The sequence below is a fragment of the Burkholderia sp. AcTa6-5 genome, assembly GCF_017815075.1.
GTDB lineage: Bacteria > Pseudomonadota > Gammaproteobacteria > Burkholderiales > Burkholderiaceae > Burkholderia > Burkholderia sola.
Window position 1 is genome coordinate 300,703 of record NZ_JAGIQE010000001.1, and the last position, 15,341, is coordinate 316,043.

The window sequence follows — 15,341 nt, forward strand, 5'->3', positions numbered from 1 at the left end:
TGAGAGCGTCACGCGTTCTGGTCAGGGGAGAGGGAGCGGTCGGCCGCGAAGGCCGCCTGCAACGGCGTGGTGGACAGCGCGCCGCCGAGCCATTCGGCCGACGCGAGACGCGCCGCATAGTCGGATACCGGCGAATCGATCACGAACGCGTCGACGTCGAGCCGCCGGCTCAGTGCGTCGAGCGCACGATGCACGCGCTCGGGCGTATCGGCCAGCACCGTCGGGCGCAACTCGTCGATCCGGTAGTCGGACGCGCCGCTTTGCCGCGCGAATTCCGCGGCGGCCTGCGCGCTGCCGAGATTGAAGCTCTGGCCGCCCGCGAACTGCAGCTTGAAGATCTTCAGCGGCCCGATCAGCCGCTCGGCCTCGTCGCGCGTCGGCGCGGCGACCGCGTACAGCGCGACGAGCGGCTTCTCGCCGCCCGCGCTGCGGTACGCGTCGAGCGAGCGTTCGAGATTCGCGTCGTCGCCGTTGAAATGGCCCGCGTAGCAGAAGCGCCAGCCGTTGCGCGCGGCGAGCGCGCCGCTATCCGGCGAGCCGCCGAGCAGGATGCGTTCGGGCAACTGCGGCGGCACCGGCATCGCGACCGCGCCAGCGAGCGGATGATCTTCTGCCACGCCCCAGCGGAGAAACGCGTCGAGCTCCGCGAGCTGCCCCGCGAAATCGGGCTTGCGCGTCTTGTCGTGGAACCACTGCAGCGCGCGCGTGGTCAGCGGCAGCCCCCCGGGCGCCTTGCCGATCCCGAGATCGACGCGGCCCGGCGCGAGCGCGGCCAGCAGCTTGAACGTCTCGGCGACCTTGAACGGGCTGTAGTGCTGCAGCATCACGCCGCCCGAGCCGATGCGGATGCGCGACGTGTGCGCGAGCAGGTGCGCGACGACGATCTCCGGCGCCGAGCTCGCGAACCCCGGCGTGCCGTGATGCTCGGCGACCCAGAAGCGTTCGTAGCCGAGCTGTTCGGCGCGTTGCGCGAGCGTCGTGGTGAAGCGCAGCGCATCGGCGGCGTTCGCGCCGTCGGCGATCGGACTCTTGTCCAGCAACGAAAGCGAATAAGACATGGTGAGCGGCGTTCCTGCGTGAGCGTGGATGGACGGTTGCGGGCGCTCAGCTTTTCGGCAGCCCGGGCGGATTCGTGCGCGACTGGTCGATCGCTTCGGACGCGAGGTTCCAGCGGTCGAGCACCTGCTGATAGCGGCCATTCTTGATCAGCCCGTTCAGCGCGACGGTCAGCGGATCGGCGAGGCCGCTGCCGCGACGCGTCGCGATCGCGATGTCGGCCGTGCGCGGCCAGCCGCCGCTGATCGCGCCGACGAGCCGCGTCTTGCCTTGCTGCGCGCTTTGATACGCGAGCACCGAGTTCACGCTGAACACCACGTCGGCCCGGCCCGACTGCACGGCGACGATGCGCATCGCCTGGTCGTCGTAGTACTGGATCTGCACGGGTTTCAGCCCGTGCGCGACGTTGTCGCGGTCCCACGCGAGCAGGATCTTTTCCTGGTTGGTGCCGGCGTCGGTCACGACGCGCAGCCCCGCGACGTCCTTCGGCTCGCGGATCGACTGGATCTTGCTGTCGTTGCGCACGTAGAAGCCGACCTGATCCTTGCGGTAGGTCGAGAAATCGAACTTCTGCTTGCGTTCCTCGGTGACGGTCACGTTCGAGATCACCGCGTCGACTTTCCCGGATTCGAGCGCGAGCGGCCAGTCGGCCCACGCGAGCGCGACGATCTTCAGCTTGCGGCCGAGGCTGTCGGACACGAGCTGGCCGACGTCGGCATCGAAGCCGATCACCGTGCGTGCGTCGGTCGCATACGAACTGATCGGCGGCAGGCTCGGCGCGATGCCGATCGTCAGCGTGCCGGGCTCGGCGAACTTGAACGACGCGGGTACCGCCCGCTCGACCGCCGCATCGGCCGCGCCACGCGGGCGGCCGCGCTGCTCGGGGCTCAGGTCGAAGGTCGCGGCGGCCGCGGCCATCGCGGCGGCGAAGGCGCTCAGGCCGATCAGCGCGGCGGCCAGCGTGCGCACGGCACGGGATGAAAGCGGTACGGCTCGATGCATGAAAACGTCCTGTCGTGGAAGCGGGGAATCGTTGAAAGCGGAACGGGTGCCGTGCGATCAGCGCGGCAGTGCCGCTTCGGGCACGGGCGCCCACAGGTCGGCCAGCGTCGACGTGCGCGACGGATCGACGAGATCCTTGCCGAAACGCAGGTGGAAATACGCTTCGGGATCGATCGACGCATCGAACAGCCGCGTGTAGCCGGTGCGGTCGTACAGCGCCCACGCTTCGGGCTGGCGAAAGCCGGTCGTCAGGTAGAGACGGCGATAACCCTGCTGTGCGGCGCGCAGTTCGAGCGCTTCGACGATGCGCCGCGCGAGGCCCTGGCGGCGCAGGTCGATGCGCGTCCAGATGCGTTTCAGTTCGGCGGTCTGCGCGTCGTAGCGCTTGAACGCGCCGCCGCCGATCGTCTCGCCGTCGCGCAGCAACAGCACGAACGCGCCTTCGGGCGGCGCGAACAGTTCGGCCGGGTAGCGCGCGAGTTCGTCGCGGGCCGACGCGCGGCTGTCGGGGCGGTATGCGTCGTAACGGGTCGAATACTCGTCGATCAGTGCGTCGATCAGCGGCTGCGCGCGGACGTCGAGCGGCGTCGTGTCGATGATGCGGTCGTTCGTGGCCATGGGCATCGCGAATGGCGCGCGATGCGGACGTTCCTGGCGGGGTGCGGGCACGCGGCCCATCCGGTCCGTTCCGTTATCGCGACGCAGTTGTCGTGATGGCGGCGGCTGTCGTGCTTCGTGCGATGCATCGGGCGCGCCGCCGCCGTTTTGAACACGTTAGCGGCGCGGCCGGCAAAGACGAACGAAGCAATTTCGATAAGGATTTCGACGAAGGTGGAAGAAGGCTTGCAGGAGAAGTGGGGTGGGGCGAACGGGCGGGGTGGCGGCCATGCCCGTTCGAGGTGTGTAAGACGTGGATGATCGCCGAGGATTGGCGCGGTGTCGTCGTTTCGACGGCCGACTGGTGAGGCCGATTCGAGGCTGGCTCGTCAGGATCGCGAGCGCTCGGCCGAGGCCCGCCGCCAGCGTGGCGACGGGTTCTCCCCGAATTGTCGGGTCAGCGCGGGGCGACGATCGACGACGACGGCGGCGTTCAGGCTGCCGCCGCCTGAGGAATCGCGTCCTGCCGATCGCCCCCCAGGATCTCGACAAGACTGGTCAGCATCCGCGCCAACTCACCCGTCATCAGCGTGAAGTCCGAATCGAAGCGTTCATCGTCATTCTGCGCGGTCGGGTCCGCCGCCTCCTTGATCACGTCGAGCGGCGTGACGCGCTTGATCGTCAGCGACGGTGTCAGCACGAACGAGATCCGGTCATCCCAGGTCATCGCGAGGCGCATGCACTGTTTGCCGGCTTCGATGTGCCGGCGCATGTCGTTCGCTTCCAGCGCGTGGCCCACGTATCGCACCGTGGCGCCGCCTTCACCGGTCGAACGCAACTCGGCGTCCTGGTCCACGGTGAATCCGCCCGGCGCGTCGCCGGACAGCAGCCAGTCCGTCATCGCGGCGACCGGCGAGCGCGCCACCTGAACGCCGGCGAGCGGCAGTTGGTCGATCGATTTGACGAGCAGGCTGCGAACGTCGTCGGCAAGCGCCTGCGCAGCCGCATCGATGACGAGCCAGCCGTTCGCCGTGTCGATCCACACGCGGGTATCGCGGCGAATGCTGAACGCGCGCGGCAGCAGTTCGTCGGTCACCTGTTCCTTGAGTTCGCGCATTTGCTTGCGGCCGACCTTGAAGCCCTGCTGCTCCTCGATTTCGAGCGCACGCGCTTTGGTCACCTGATTGACGACCGACGCCGGCAGCAGCTTCTTTTCGGCACGAAACAGCAGCAGCATCTGCCGGTTGTTCGAATACACGAGCGCGCCGTCGTCACGCGGCGACGCCCATCCGGCGCGCTGCATTTCGACGCTGCTGCCCGGCTGGAACGCGTGGGGCGCCAGCCATTTTTCCATCTGGTCGGCGGTAACGGCCCAGGGTGCGGGAAGACGGTGAAGCTGAAGGTTCTTGAACCACATAGGCGTACGGGCAAAGCGCGTCATTCTAGCTGACGAGGCGAGTAGCGGCCAGTTGCGGACATTTGATGCCTCGTTAGCCCGAGAACTCATCGAGCTAAACCCGCACGTTCCTCCGGAAATGTCGAGATGACTGTCCGCTATCGAAAAAGAGACAATCGACGGTTGCATCAAGATTGATGACAATGGAAACCAGTCGAACAACGGGAAAAAAACAATGATGACTTCCGGCGACGGCCTGACCAGCCCGGCGCGGCTCCTGCGACTCGCCTCCTGGGCGATTGCGATCATCTTCGCCGTCTTTCTGAACATGCTCGGCAGTCTCGTGATCCGCGACATGGCGTTCGCCCCGAGGGGCGGGCCGCCCGTCATCGAGCAATTCGCCGACGCGCCGGCAAAAGCGCGGCTGGACGCGGCGCGGCGCCAGTTGCGGGCGCAGCGCGACGCGCTTGCCGAGAAGGCCGACACGATGGAAGTGGCGCGCGGCCGCGCCGCGAAGGAATACGCGGCCGAGAAGGAAAGCTTCCGCAACTGGCTGGCCACCCGCGCGGTGACAGGTGACGGGACGAGGGACCCGGACATTCTGGCGAGAACGCGCACGCTCGATACGCTCCAGGCCGTGGTGGTCAACTGGCAGCATCAGATCGATGCGATCGGCGACCAGCAACGGGCACTGGCATCGCAGCAGGCTCAAGTCGACACGCAAATCGCCGAAGCGGACGCAGCCGCCGAACGGCGCTTCGACGACGCAACGCGGCGCTACGAGATGCAGGTGTTCGGGCTGCGACTGGCGCTGACGCTGCCGATCCTGCTGGTTGCGACCTGGCTGTTCATCCGCTGTCGGAAGGCGCGCTACTGGCCGTTCGTGTACGGTTTCGGCCTGTTTGCATTGAGCGCGTTTTTCATTGAACTGGTGCCGTACCTGCCGAATTTCGGCGGCTATGTGCGGGTCCTGGTCGGTATCGTGCTGACGGTATTCGCCGGCCTTTACATGATGAAGGCCTTTCAGCGCTATGCCGAGCGCAAACGGCTCGAATTGCAGCAGGATCGGGGCGAACGCGCGCGGACAATCGGATACGAAAAAGCCGTCCGGTCGCTCGAGAAAAAGCGTTGCCCGTCATGCGACAAACAATGGAATCTCGGCGGCGACGACTCCACGTTCTGCGTGCATTGCGGATTGAGGCTTTTCAACGTATGCGAATGCGGTGGCCGGAATTTCTTCTTCTTCCCGCATTGCCATCAATGCGGCGTTGCGCAGGGCAATGAGTCGCCGGCGTCATCCGACTGACGGTCCGCGTGTACGCACCGGCGTCGGCGTTGGCGTACGACGGTCCCGAACACGCGAGTCGCGTTCCTCACTCGATGACGCGCGGCGGCGTCGACAATTCCGCCAACTGAAACAGACAATCCCCGCGCTGGACCTGCGCGGGCACCCGCTTGCACACCACTTCGCCATCGCCGTTGAACCGGTGCAGCACCGGTTCGCGTAACGGCGTATCGGGGAAATGCACCCACGCGGCCGGCTGGCCGGCTTTCACCTGGTCGCCGAGTTCGACGAGCGGCTCGTACAGCCCGCGCTCGTACGCATAGACGAAATGACGATCGCCGTCGACGCGCATGAAACGCGTGACGGTCGGCGGCGCGTCGGGCACGAGCGCGCCATGCAGCAGGCCGATATAGCCGAGGTAATGCAGCAGCCCGTGGCGGCCGAGCCGGATCAGCGACGGATCAGCCATGCCGGCGCCGCCGAGTTCGGTGACGATCGAGATCGCGCCTTGCCGACGCGCGGCCGATGCCGAATGCACGGGATTCGGCGCGTGCAGCAGCGCGTTCTGCAACCCGAACGCGACCAGCAGCCCGTTGAGCTTCTCGGCTTCGTCGGCATCGAGCGGATCGATCGCGAGCATGTTGCCGCCCTGGTACAGCAGCGAGCTGCCGCCCGAATGCAGATCGACCAGATACTGCGCGCGCGACAGCAGCGCGTGCTCGATGTAGTGAGCAATCATCTGCGTCGGCGTGCCGGTCGGGTCGCCGGGAAAACTGCGGTTCAGGTTGCCTTCGTCGAGCGGCGACACGCGCAGGCCCGCATCCGCCGCCGGGAAATTCGCCATCGGCAGCAGGATCAACTGGCCGCTGACCATGTCGGGTTCGATCTCGCGCATCAGCTGCGACACGATAATCTGGCCTTCGTACTCGTCGCCGTGGTTGCCGGCCATCACGAGCGCGACCGGGCCGTCGCCGTTGCGGATCGACGCGATCGGAATCGGCAGCCAGCCGTAGGCGGAGCGGTGCACGGAGTGCGGTAGCCGCAGGTAGCCCGCGTGCTTGCCTTGCGCGTCGAGATCGATTTCGCAGTGGATGGGATTTCGCGGAGAGGAAGAGGCGGTCATGGCGGTATCGTTCGATGAACGGAATCTGCCATCTTATAGGGGAAACCGGCCGCGCGCGGCGGGCGGGGCGGGATCGACCGCGAGACGCGCGGCCGCGGCCGGGCGCGTTGCCGTGCGTTGGCGGCCCTCCACGCGCGGCCGCGCGATGTTGCAGCGATGAACGCATGCCGGTGCGCCAGCCGGCTGCATTCGCGCGTCGCGTTTCGCGCCGATCCCTTGTCGCGACAGGGCCGGCGCGTACGACCGGCTTACCGGCCGGATGTTTCAGCTTCGAGACGTCCTTCTTCCCACAGTGCCCAGAAACGGCTGCCGGCGCGATACGGATTCGCACGCCGCGCGGCGTGATCGGCGACGCCCTGGCGAAACGCGCCGTACAGCGTGAGCGGCGGATTGTCGATGCATGCGGCATCGTACGCGGCCGGCATCCGGCGGTCGGACACGAGCCGGCGGATCAGCGATGCGCCGTCGATCACCGCCTGTTCGTCGATGATTTCGGTTCGCGCGAGGACGTCGACGGTATTCATGGTGAGCTCCCTGAAACGTTCTTTCCCCATCAAGGAGCAATAAGAATGCCAGCCGGTAAATACCGCGCTCGGCCTCGATCGTGCGGGCTTCTGCCGTCATCGTGCGGGGCGCCGGACGGCGATGTTACGGAACACGTCACGTGACATGCGAACGCGCGGCGTCACGTGCGAACCCGCAAAGCGTTTCGGAATTGAATCGTCGGGAGGCGGCGGCAGGCCGGGAAAGGGCGGAGGCGCGGCGCGCGTCGGCGGCTCAGGTCGTGGCGGCCGGCGCCATGCGGCGGCTGCCGCTGCCGCTCGAGTAAAAGCAGTAGATGCCCTTGCCGGCCGACTTCGCGTCGTACAGCGCGCTGTCGGCGTGCTGGATCAGCTCGTCGGGCGAGCCGTGCCCGTCGTCGAGCGCGATGCCGATGCTGATGCCGATGCAGACGGTCTCGCCGATCGACAGCGCGTACGGCGCGGAAATCTGCCGGATGATCCGCGCGGCGAGGATCGAGCACGCCTGCATCGTCGTGTCGTCGATCGCGACGACGAATTCGTCGCCGCCGATGCGTGCGGCGAGCTCGCCCGGCGGCAGCGTCTTGCCGAGCCGCTCGGCGACCTGCGTGAGCACTTCGTCGCCGGCCTGGTGGCCGAAGCGATCGTTGATCGACTTGAAGCCGTCGAGGTCGAGATACATGACGGCGAGCGCGGGGCTCGGCAGCCGCGGCCGGCGCGCGAGCATCCGCTTGAGCGCCGCATGCAGTTCGTGGCGGTTCGGCAACCCCGTCAGCGCGTCGTGCCGCGCGAGGTGCCGGATCTGTCGTTCGGTCTGGCGGCGCGCGGTGACGTCCTCGACGATGATCACCGCGTTGCCGTCCGGCACGCGGTGGCGCGTCAGTTCGAGCTGGCGGCCGTCGGCGAGCACGATGTCGAGCGGCCCGGACTCGGCGCGGTTCAGCCATGCATCGCACTGCGCGGCGAGGCCGGCGCCGCCGGGATCGGTCACGGCATGCGTGCCGAGCGCGGCGACCACTGCCGGCAGCGGCGTATCGAGCATGATCTCGCGCGGCGAGCCGAACAGTTGTGCGGTGCGCCGGTTCGCGACGATCACGCGGCTGTCGCCGTCGATCATGCACAGGCCGTGCGGCATGTAGGTGAGGGCGGCGTCGAAGCGCGCGACGAGTTCGGCGTTGCGCTGGCGCGCGGCGATCAGCGCGACCAGCACGCGGTAGTGGCGCTGCACGACCGTACGCATCGCCGCCAGATAGATCGCGAGCGGCGGCACGAGCAGCCACGCGCCGGTTCGCGGCGCCAGCAGCGCGCCGACGCCGATCGGCAGCACGCCGAGCACGACCTGCGTCATCGCGAGCCGCGGCAGCGCCGAATTGCGCGACGCGATTCCGCCGAACACGCCGCCCGCGACCATCACGGACAGCGTGCCGAGCTCGACGTCCGCGGCCTGCACGCAGCCCATCACGCCCAGGCCGAGCACGAAGCACGCGACGAGCGACACCGGCGCATAGCGCATCGCCCAGTACTCGATGCGATCGTCGCCTGCGTCGCGCCGCACCGTGTAGGCTCGTACGATCCACAGGCGCGCAATGAGCAGGCCGACGTCCAGGACGAGCCACGCGAGGCACCACAGCTGCTGCAGCCGCATCAGTGCGACGGCCGCGACGAAACCGCTCCCGAGCCCGGACAGTGCCATCGGGCGGATGTCCTCGAACAGCGTCACGAGCATCGACGGACGCAGCGCGGCCGTCACGCGGTGGTTGCCGGAGGGGGGAGTGGCGAGAACGGAGTTCAGGAGAGACGCCCTGACTGCCATGATTGTCGACCTCGACACGATGTTGCGATGGCTGGCGGCTCCGCACGGCACGTGGCGGAAGCCCGGCCGAGCCGGATGCGCACGACATTACCACGAAAAACCGGCGTCGCGGGCCGGTTGGCGGCGCCGCGCATCGTCTCGTGCGCGGGTTGTCAGCCCCGGCGGCGGGGGCTTGCGGATGCGGCGGCGCGAACGCAGCGTTCGTTGCGAACGGAACGATGTGCGGCGGCCGCCGAAGCCGGCGCGACTGCCTCCGCCGCAAGCAAACCGCAAACGAATCGCCGCTGCGACCACCCGCCGCAGCCCGGCTGAAAACCGCTATAAGAATTCCAATAAGTATTTCATGCGGGAAATACTATAGGCGATATATCCAAAACAATGCCAGAATGCGCGCCGCTCCGGACGCCGCGACACCCGATCGCCGTCCGAGCCGCCTCAGGAGGTTCCCCCCAAATGAAAAACCACGGCCTGTCACGGCGGGGTTTTCTGAAAGCCAGCGTGCTGGCGGGCGTCGCGGTGTATGTCGCGCCCATCGGCAGCCGCGCGTTCGCGGCGCTCTTCGAAGAAAAACTCCTCACACCCGTCAAATGGGATAGCGTCACCGGCATCCCCCAATTCCGCATCGACGGCATCGCGAAGGTCACGGGCTCGAAAGTGTTCGCCCGCGACGTGCGCGCGGCCGACATGCCGCACTGGCCGCAGCAGCAGTCGCACGCGCTGATCCTGCGCGTCACGCAGGCCGACCGCACGTACGAGGGCTTCGACCTGTCGCTGCTCGGCGACGAGCTGAAACCGGACCGCGTGGTCACGGCCGACGATCTCGCGCGCGACGGCGTCGCGTTCCCGGCGTTCTACGGCGACGACATGCTGTTGCCGGCCGGCAAGACGCCCGCGTATCTCGGCCATGCGGTCGCGATCCTGATCTATCACGACTTCGCGCGCTTTCGCTTCGCGAAGAACGCGCTGAAGTTCCGCGACGACGTGATCCGCTACGGCGCGGTCACGGGCCCGCTCGAGCGCGATCCGTGGGGCACCTTCCGCTACGTGCGCGTGGGCGGCAAGACGGCTTATGACGACGACGTCTATTCGAGCCTGAAGGACGCGCCGATCTTCCCGAGCATGATGCGCAAGCATCTGCCGGTCTGGCCGGACGGCAAGGAGCACGGCAAGCTAGACGAGCAGGGCATGTTCCTCGCCGGGCAGATCGCCGCCGAACTCGACCAGCCGTCGGCCGACTGGCTCGTGTTCGACCGCGAATACAACACGCAGTCGGTCGACACGGCCGCGCTCGAGCCCGACAACGCGAACTGCTGGTACGACGCCGCGACGCAATCGCTGCATCTCGTCGTGCCGACCCAGTCGCCGCTGGAAGTGTCGGAGAACGCGGCCGAGATGGTCGCGAAATGCCGCTTCCCGGTGAAGAAGCTGTTCGTGCATCCGTGCTACACGGTCGGCTACGGCTCGAAGGATCACTTCAACGTGCCGTTCTACGGCCTCGTCTGCGCGCTGTACGCGGACGGCCGCCCGGTGCGTTTCGCGAACGATCGCTACGAGCAGTTCCAGACGTCGCTGAAGCGTCACGCGTTCAAGATGCATTACCGGATCGCGGTCGACCGCAACACGGGCCTGCTGCAGTCGTTCAAGGGCGACTTCGAGGCGAACGGCGGGGGGCGCTCGAACTTCTCGCCGTCGGTCGCGATGGTCGGCGCCACGGCCGCGCAATCGATCTACTACTTCCCGAAGAGCGACCTCGCGGCCGTCGCGATCGCGTCGCGCGCGATCGACGCCGGTTCCGCGCGCGGCTACGGCACGCTGCAGAGCATGGCCGCGACCGAGATGGCGGTCGACGAGATCGCCGCGCAATTGAACATCGACCCGATCGACTTCCGGCTGCGCAACGCGCTGCGTTCGGGAATGAAGAACACACAGGGGGCGATTCCCGCCGGCGCGCTGCGCGTCGACGAAGTGCTCGAGCGCGCGAAGCAGCATCCGCTGTGGACGCGTCGTGCCGCGCGCAAGGCCGAATTCGAGGCGGCGCATCCGGGCAAGCGCTACGGCGTCGGCTTCGCGTGCGTGCAGAAGGATTTCGGCACGGGTGCGGAAGCGTCGTTCGCGAAGGTCGAATTCGACGCGCACGGCAAGGTGTCGCTGCAACACACGGCGGCCGAGATCGGCACCGGGATGTCGACGTCTCAGGCCGTCGCGGTCGCGAAATGGCTCGGCCGTCCGGCGACCGACGTGCGCGTCGCGCTGACCGAATGGCCGGACCTGCCGGTCGAGACGAGCGGCGACCCGTACCTGATGTCGCAGGCCGATCAGGACCGCCTGAGCGCGAACCCGCGCTGGTCGCCCGGCTATGCGTCGCCGTCGAGCGCGACGAACTCCGCGTACTACTTCACGCACAGCACGCGCGAAGCCGCGCGCGCCGTGTTCCGCTACGGGCTGTGGCCGGCCGCGATGTCGATCTGGACGCGCGGCCTCGGCGGCGGCCAGGCCGCGCCGTACACGATCCGCATCGAGGACGCGCGCTGGGTCGACGGCAAGCTGACCGCCGACGGCCTCGAGCCGCTGACGTTCGAGCAGCTCGCGAAGCAGGCGCATGCGCTCGGCCTGCCGACCGGCGCCGTCGTGCACGTGTTCAACCGCTGGCAGTGGACCGACGCCGAATTCGAAGTGGGCGGCGCGGTCGAGCGTCTGCCGATCGACGGGCTGTCGCTGCGCGTCGGCGCGCCGAAGACCGGCGACGACGGCCCGCTGCCGGGCACCGCCGCACCAGCCGGCGCGACCGCGCTGCGCGGCACGCTGCCGCCGACCGCGAACGGCTATCGCGTGCTCGATCGCAAGCGCGTGTTCGTCCCGCCGACGAGCCGCAACAACGCGGCCGTCACGTACTACACGGCGGTGGGCACGCTCGTCGAGCTGGCCGTGCACGAAGCGACCGGCAAGGTCGAGCTGCTCACGCATCACTCGATCATGGAATGCGGGAACCAGATTTCGCCGCAACTCGTATCGGGCCAGTTGCAGGGCGGTCTCGCGATGGGCATCGGCCATGCGCTGCACGAGTATCTGCCGCTCTACGAGGACGGCCCCGGCAACGGCACGTGGAACTTCAACCGTTACCAGTTGCCGCGCGCGTCCGACGTCGCCGTATGGACGCAGACGGGCGACGTGCTGCCGCCGCTGTCCGAGACCGATCCGCCGAAGGGCGTCGCCGAAGTGGTGATGATTCCCGTCGTCGGCGCGATCGTGAACGGCATCGCGCACGCGATCGGCCATCGTTTCACCGACCTGCCGGTGACCCCGCAAAAGATTCAGGAGGTGCTCGCATGACGACCGCCCAAACCGCGGCTTCGCCCGCGAGCGCCGGCGCGGCTGCGACCGGCGCGTCCGCGTCGAACGCGGCTTCGGCCGCTCCGGCATCCGTGCCCGTCGCACCGGCTGCACTCGCTGCGGCGCCCGTCGAGCGTCCGCTCGTCCGGTTCCAGCAGAAGCCGCTGTCGCTCAACATCAACGGCAAGTCGGTCGGCCCGATGCAGGTGCCGGAAGGGCTGATGATGATCGAGTTCCTGCACGAGTACCTGGGCCTCACCGGTTCGCGGCTCGGCTGCGGGCAGGGCATCTGCCACGCGTGCGTCGTGATCGTCGACAAGCCGGACGGCACGAGCGACGAAATGCGCACGTGCATCACCGGCGCGCACTTCTTCCACGGCCGTTCGATCCGCACGATCGAAGGCCACGCGAAGCGCAATGAAGCCGGCGAGGTGGTCGAGCTGTCGCCGATCCAGCAGAAGTTCCTCGAGCACTTCAGCTTCCAGTGCGGCTATTGCACGCCGGGCTTCGTCAACGCGGCGACCGTGCTGATCGAGCGCCTGAAGCGCGAGCCGATCGCGAAGGCCGACGTGGAACGCACGATCACCGACGCGCTCGACGCACACCTCTGTCGCTGCACGGGCTATGTCCGCTACTACGAAGCCGTCAAGGACGTGGTGCTGACGACGCCGGGACTCGTGAAGGAAGCGCCATGAAACGCACATTCGCTCATCGTGCCGCGCGGGCCGCGGGCCTGCCCGCGCTCGCGGCGTCCTTCGCGCTGCTGCTCGCCGCGTGCGGCGGCCACGACGCGCCGGCGTCGAGCGCGGCGTCCGGCGCGCCCGGTGCCGACGCGGTCGCGCGCGGGCGCTATCTCGTCAAGGCCGCCGACTGCGCGGCGTGCCACACCGCGAAGGACGGTGCGCCGTTCGCCGGCGGCGCGGCGCTCGAATCGCCGTTCGGCACGTTCTACGGCTCGAACATCACGCCCGACAAGGATCACGGGATCGGCGGCTGGAGCGCGGACGATTTCTACGCCGCGCTGCACGACGGCAAGGCGCCGGGTAAGCGCCTGTATCCGTCGATGCCGTACACGTCGTACCGGCAGCTCACGCGCGCCGACGCCGACGCGATGTACGCGTACCTGATGACGGTCAAACCTGTCGCGCAGGAAAACCGCGCGCACGACCTGAAGTTCCCGTACAACCTGCGCTTCGGCATGGTCTTCTGGGACATGCTGTTCCTGAAGGACAGTCTGCCGGATGCATCGGCCGGACAATCCGCCGACTGGCAGCGCGGCCGCTATCTCGCGGGCGCACTCGGTCACTGCGCGGAATGCCACACGCCGCGCGCGTTCACGGGCCAGCTCGACGGCGCGAAGCCGTTCGCGGGCGCCGCGCTCGGCCGCGTGGCCGCGCCCGACATCACGCCGGCCGGCCTCGCCGCGCGCGGCTGGACGGGCACCGACCTGCAGACGTTCTTCGGCGTCGGCATCGCGCCGCAAGGCTCGGCGTTCGGCGAGATGTATCCGGTCGTGCATCTGAGCACGCAATACCTGACGAAGGACGACCTGCGCGGCCTGTCGACGTACCTGCTCGGCGATACGCCGCCCGCGCCGCAACCGGTGAAGCCGGTGTCGGCCGATGCCGCGCAACTGGCGGCCGGCCGCTCGGTGTATCTCGCGGTGTGCGCGGGCTGTCACGGCTTCAACGGCGAAGGCAAGCCGCACGTGGCGGTGCCGATGAACGGCAATTCGACGGTGCGTCAGGCCGACTCGCGCAATCTGCTGGTCGCGATGCTCGATGGCATCGACGAGCAGAAGTTTGCCGGCTTCGAAAACCTGCAGCCGATGCCGGGTTTCGCGAAAACGCTGAGCGACGACGAACTCGCGCAGCTCGCGAACTATCTGCGCGCGACATGGGGCGGCCAGCCCGCGAGCGTCACGCCGGCCGACGTGAAGGCGATGCGTTGAGTCGCGTCTCGGGGTAGTGCACCGCGCGCGAGCAGCCGGCTTCCGGTGTTCGCGCGCGATTTCGCGCCTCTTCCTTGCGGCGGCGCGTCAGTAGCCGCCGCCACCGCCACCGCTGCCTCCCGCGCCGCCGTACCGGCTCATGCCCGGTCCTTGCGACGTACCGCTGCCCGACGACGTACAGCCCGTGGACAGCACAAGCACCAGCGCCGCGATCAGCGCCGCAGCCAACGTTGCCGATTTCATTGCGATCTCCTTGCTGCGCGCAGGCAACAGGAAAGGCGGTTCGCGTGAACCGCGTCTGCGCGATGACAAGACGTTTCGGCGGGGCGCTTATTCCATGCTTTTTGCGTATCGCCGCGGCGGTGCCTGGATCAACGATAGACGAGATCGGCGCGGCGATTCTGCGCCCACGCTTCCTCGTCGTGGCCGAGCGCGACCGGCTTTTCCTTGCCGAGGCTGACAGCCTCGAGTTGCGTCGCCGGCACGCCGAGCGTTTCGAGCGCGCTCGCCACGGCCTGCGAGCGGCGCTGGCCGAGCGCGAGGTTGTATTCGGACGTGCCGCGCTCGTCGGTGTTGCCCTGGATCAGCACGCGCCGCGCGGGATGGCTGCGCAGGTAGTCGGCGTGCGCCTGCAGCAGCGACTGGAATTCGGGCTTCACCGAGTACTGGTCGAAATCGAAGTAGATGCTGCGCTTCGCGAGCGGGCTGTTCGGATTGTTCAGATCGTCGGCCGTCACCGTCGCGACGGTTTCACTCGACGGCGTCGGCGCCGCGCCGGCATTCTCGGGCGTCTTCGCCGCGTGGTGGCAACCGGCCAGCAGGACGAAAGTTGCCAGGACCGCAATTCGCTTCATTTTGCTCATCGTTCTTCTCCAGCGGTTGACTGCGTTGAAAGCGGGGCGCGTGCCATTCGCACGCAGCCGTCCGGTCGCCATGGCGCGAAAGGTCCGGCTCCGTTGCCGTGATGCAGGTTCGTAAGCCGGTGGTGCGCCCGATGAAAGAATGTTGCAGGCCGGAACGCCGGAGCGCGGCGTCGCTGCAAACAGATTAGGAAAAATGTCACAACGTGCCCAGTTTCTCCGCATTTTTTGCGCAAACGCGACAGCCGGGAGGCATTCTTGCTTCCGCGCCTGGGGTGCGGTACGCGATGCCCGCCACGGTGAAAAAGGCCGCGCAGAGCGCGCGGCCTTGCCGGTGCCGGACACCGCGATCGGGTGATGGAGGAAGCGCTCGCCGAATGCAGTCGGTCAGCCGCGTGACGGCGCCG

General features: G+C 67.8%; 14 protein-coding genes. 5 read left to right on the forward strand and 9 right to left on the reverse strand.

Features of this window, described 5'->3' with window-relative positions; all coding sequences use genetic code 11:
- Positions 1–8 precede the first annotated feature (8 nt).
- The 3 genes from J8I33_RS01245 to J8I33_RS01255 are packed head-to-tail and all read right to left on the reverse strand — an operon-like array spanning position 9 to position 2,676.
- Positions 9–1,058, reverse strand: a complete 1,050-nt coding sequence (locus tag J8I33_RS01245; RefSeq protein ID WP_209932688.1) for an LLM class flavin-dependent oxidoreductase — start codon at positions 1,056–1,058, stop codon at positions 9–11.
- Between the two features lie 46 nt (positions 1,059–1,104).
- Complete coding sequence (locus J8I33_RS01250) at positions 1,105–2,058, reverse strand: ABC transporter substrate-binding protein (RefSeq protein ID WP_050014077.1); 954 nt, start codon at positions 2,056–2,058, stop codon at positions 1,105–1,107.
- 57 nt (positions 2,059–2,115) lie between these two features.
- Complete coding sequence (locus tag J8I33_RS01255) at positions 2,116–2,676, reverse strand: GNAT family N-acetyltransferase (RefSeq protein ID WP_124593377.1); 561 nt, start codon at positions 2,674–2,676, stop codon at positions 2,116–2,118.
- 11 nt (positions 2,677–2,687) lie between these two features.
- Between J8I33_RS01255 and J8I33_RS01260 the strand changes: the two genes are divergently transcribed.
- The gene (locus J8I33_RS01260; RefSeq protein WP_209932690.1) at positions 2,688–3,023 is read left to right on the forward strand and encodes a hypothetical protein; all 336 of its coding nucleotides are present in this window, start codon (positions 2,688–2,690) and stop codon (positions 3,021–3,023) included.
- Positions 3,024–3,148: 125 nt separating this feature from the next.
- On the opposite strand, the gene J8I33_RS01265 is transcribed toward J8I33_RS01260, so the two are convergent.
- The gene (locus J8I33_RS01265) at positions 3,149–4,072 is read right to left on the reverse strand and encodes a recombination-associated protein RdgC (RefSeq protein WP_124639837.1); all 924 of its coding nucleotides are present in this window, start codon (positions 4,070–4,072) and stop codon (positions 3,149–3,151) included.
- A 214-nt stretch (positions 4,073–4,286) separates the two neighbouring features.
- Between J8I33_RS01265 and J8I33_RS01270 the strand changes: the two genes are divergently transcribed.
- Positions 4,287–5,357 carry a hypothetical protein gene (locus J8I33_RS01270; protein ID WP_209932692.1) on the forward strand — a complete coding sequence of 357 codons (1,071 nt, stop codon included), beginning with the start codon at positions 4,287–4,289 and terminating at the stop codon, positions 5,355–5,357.
- Between the two features lie 67 nt (positions 5,358–5,424).
- Here J8I33_RS01270 and J8I33_RS01275 read toward each other — a convergent pair whose 3' ends face one another.
- The 3 genes from J8I33_RS01275 to J8I33_RS01285 form a co-directional block, all read right to left on the reverse strand.
- Positions 5,425–6,459 carry a succinylglutamate desuccinylase/aspartoacylase family protein gene (locus tag J8I33_RS01275; protein ID WP_050014070.1) on the reverse strand — a complete coding sequence of 345 codons (1,035 nt, stop codon included), beginning with the start codon at positions 6,457–6,459 and terminating at the stop codon, positions 5,425–5,427.
- A 248-nt stretch (positions 6,460–6,707) separates the two neighbouring features.
- Complete coding sequence (locus J8I33_RS01280; RefSeq protein ID WP_050014069.1) at positions 6,708–6,983, reverse strand: hypothetical protein; 276 nt, start codon at positions 6,981–6,983, stop codon at positions 6,708–6,710.
- A gap of 253 nt (positions 6,984–7,236) precedes the next feature.
- Complete coding sequence (locus J8I33_RS01285; protein ID WP_209932696.1) at positions 7,237–8,793, reverse strand: sensor domain-containing diguanylate cyclase; 1,557 nt, start codon at positions 8,791–8,793, stop codon at positions 7,237–7,239.
- 453 nt (positions 8,794–9,246) lie between these two features.
- On the opposite strand from J8I33_RS01285, the gene J8I33_RS01290 reads away from it, so the two are divergent.
- Genes J8I33_RS01290 through J8I33_RS01300 form a run of 3 tightly spaced genes read left to right on the forward strand, consistent with a single transcriptional unit; the run spans position 9,247 to position 14,074 of the window.
- Complete coding sequence (locus J8I33_RS01290) at positions 9,247–12,123, forward strand: molybdopterin cofactor-binding domain-containing protein (RefSeq protein ID WP_209928688.1); 2,877 nt, start codon at positions 9,247–9,249, stop codon at positions 12,121–12,123.
- A complete protein-coding gene (locus J8I33_RS01295) occupies positions 12,120–12,818 on the forward strand; it encodes a (2Fe-2S)-binding protein (RefSeq protein WP_209928691.1) in 699 nt (232 codons plus the stop codon). The genes J8I33_RS01290 and J8I33_RS01295 overlap by 4 nt, the downstream gene beginning before the upstream one ends.
- Positions 12,815–14,074, forward strand: coding sequence for a cytochrome c (locus J8I33_RS01300; protein WP_124630227.1), 1,260 nt, complete (start codon positions 12,815–12,817; stop codon positions 14,072–14,074). The genes J8I33_RS01295 and J8I33_RS01300 overlap by 4 nt, the downstream gene beginning before the upstream one ends.
- A gap of 87 nt (positions 14,075–14,161) precedes the next feature.
- On the opposite strand, the gene J8I33_RS01305 is transcribed toward J8I33_RS01300, so the two are convergent.
- Positions 14,162–14,317, reverse strand: a complete 156-nt coding sequence (locus tag J8I33_RS01305; protein WP_185731853.1) for a hypothetical protein — start codon at positions 14,315–14,317, stop codon at positions 14,162–14,164.
- A gap of 128 nt (positions 14,318–14,445) precedes the next feature.
- Complete coding sequence (gene pal, locus J8I33_RS01310; protein ID WP_050014064.1) at positions 14,446–14,937, reverse strand: peptidoglycan-associated lipoprotein Pal; 492 nt, start codon at positions 14,935–14,937, stop codon at positions 14,446–14,448.
- Positions 14,938–15,341 lie beyond the last annotated feature (404 nt).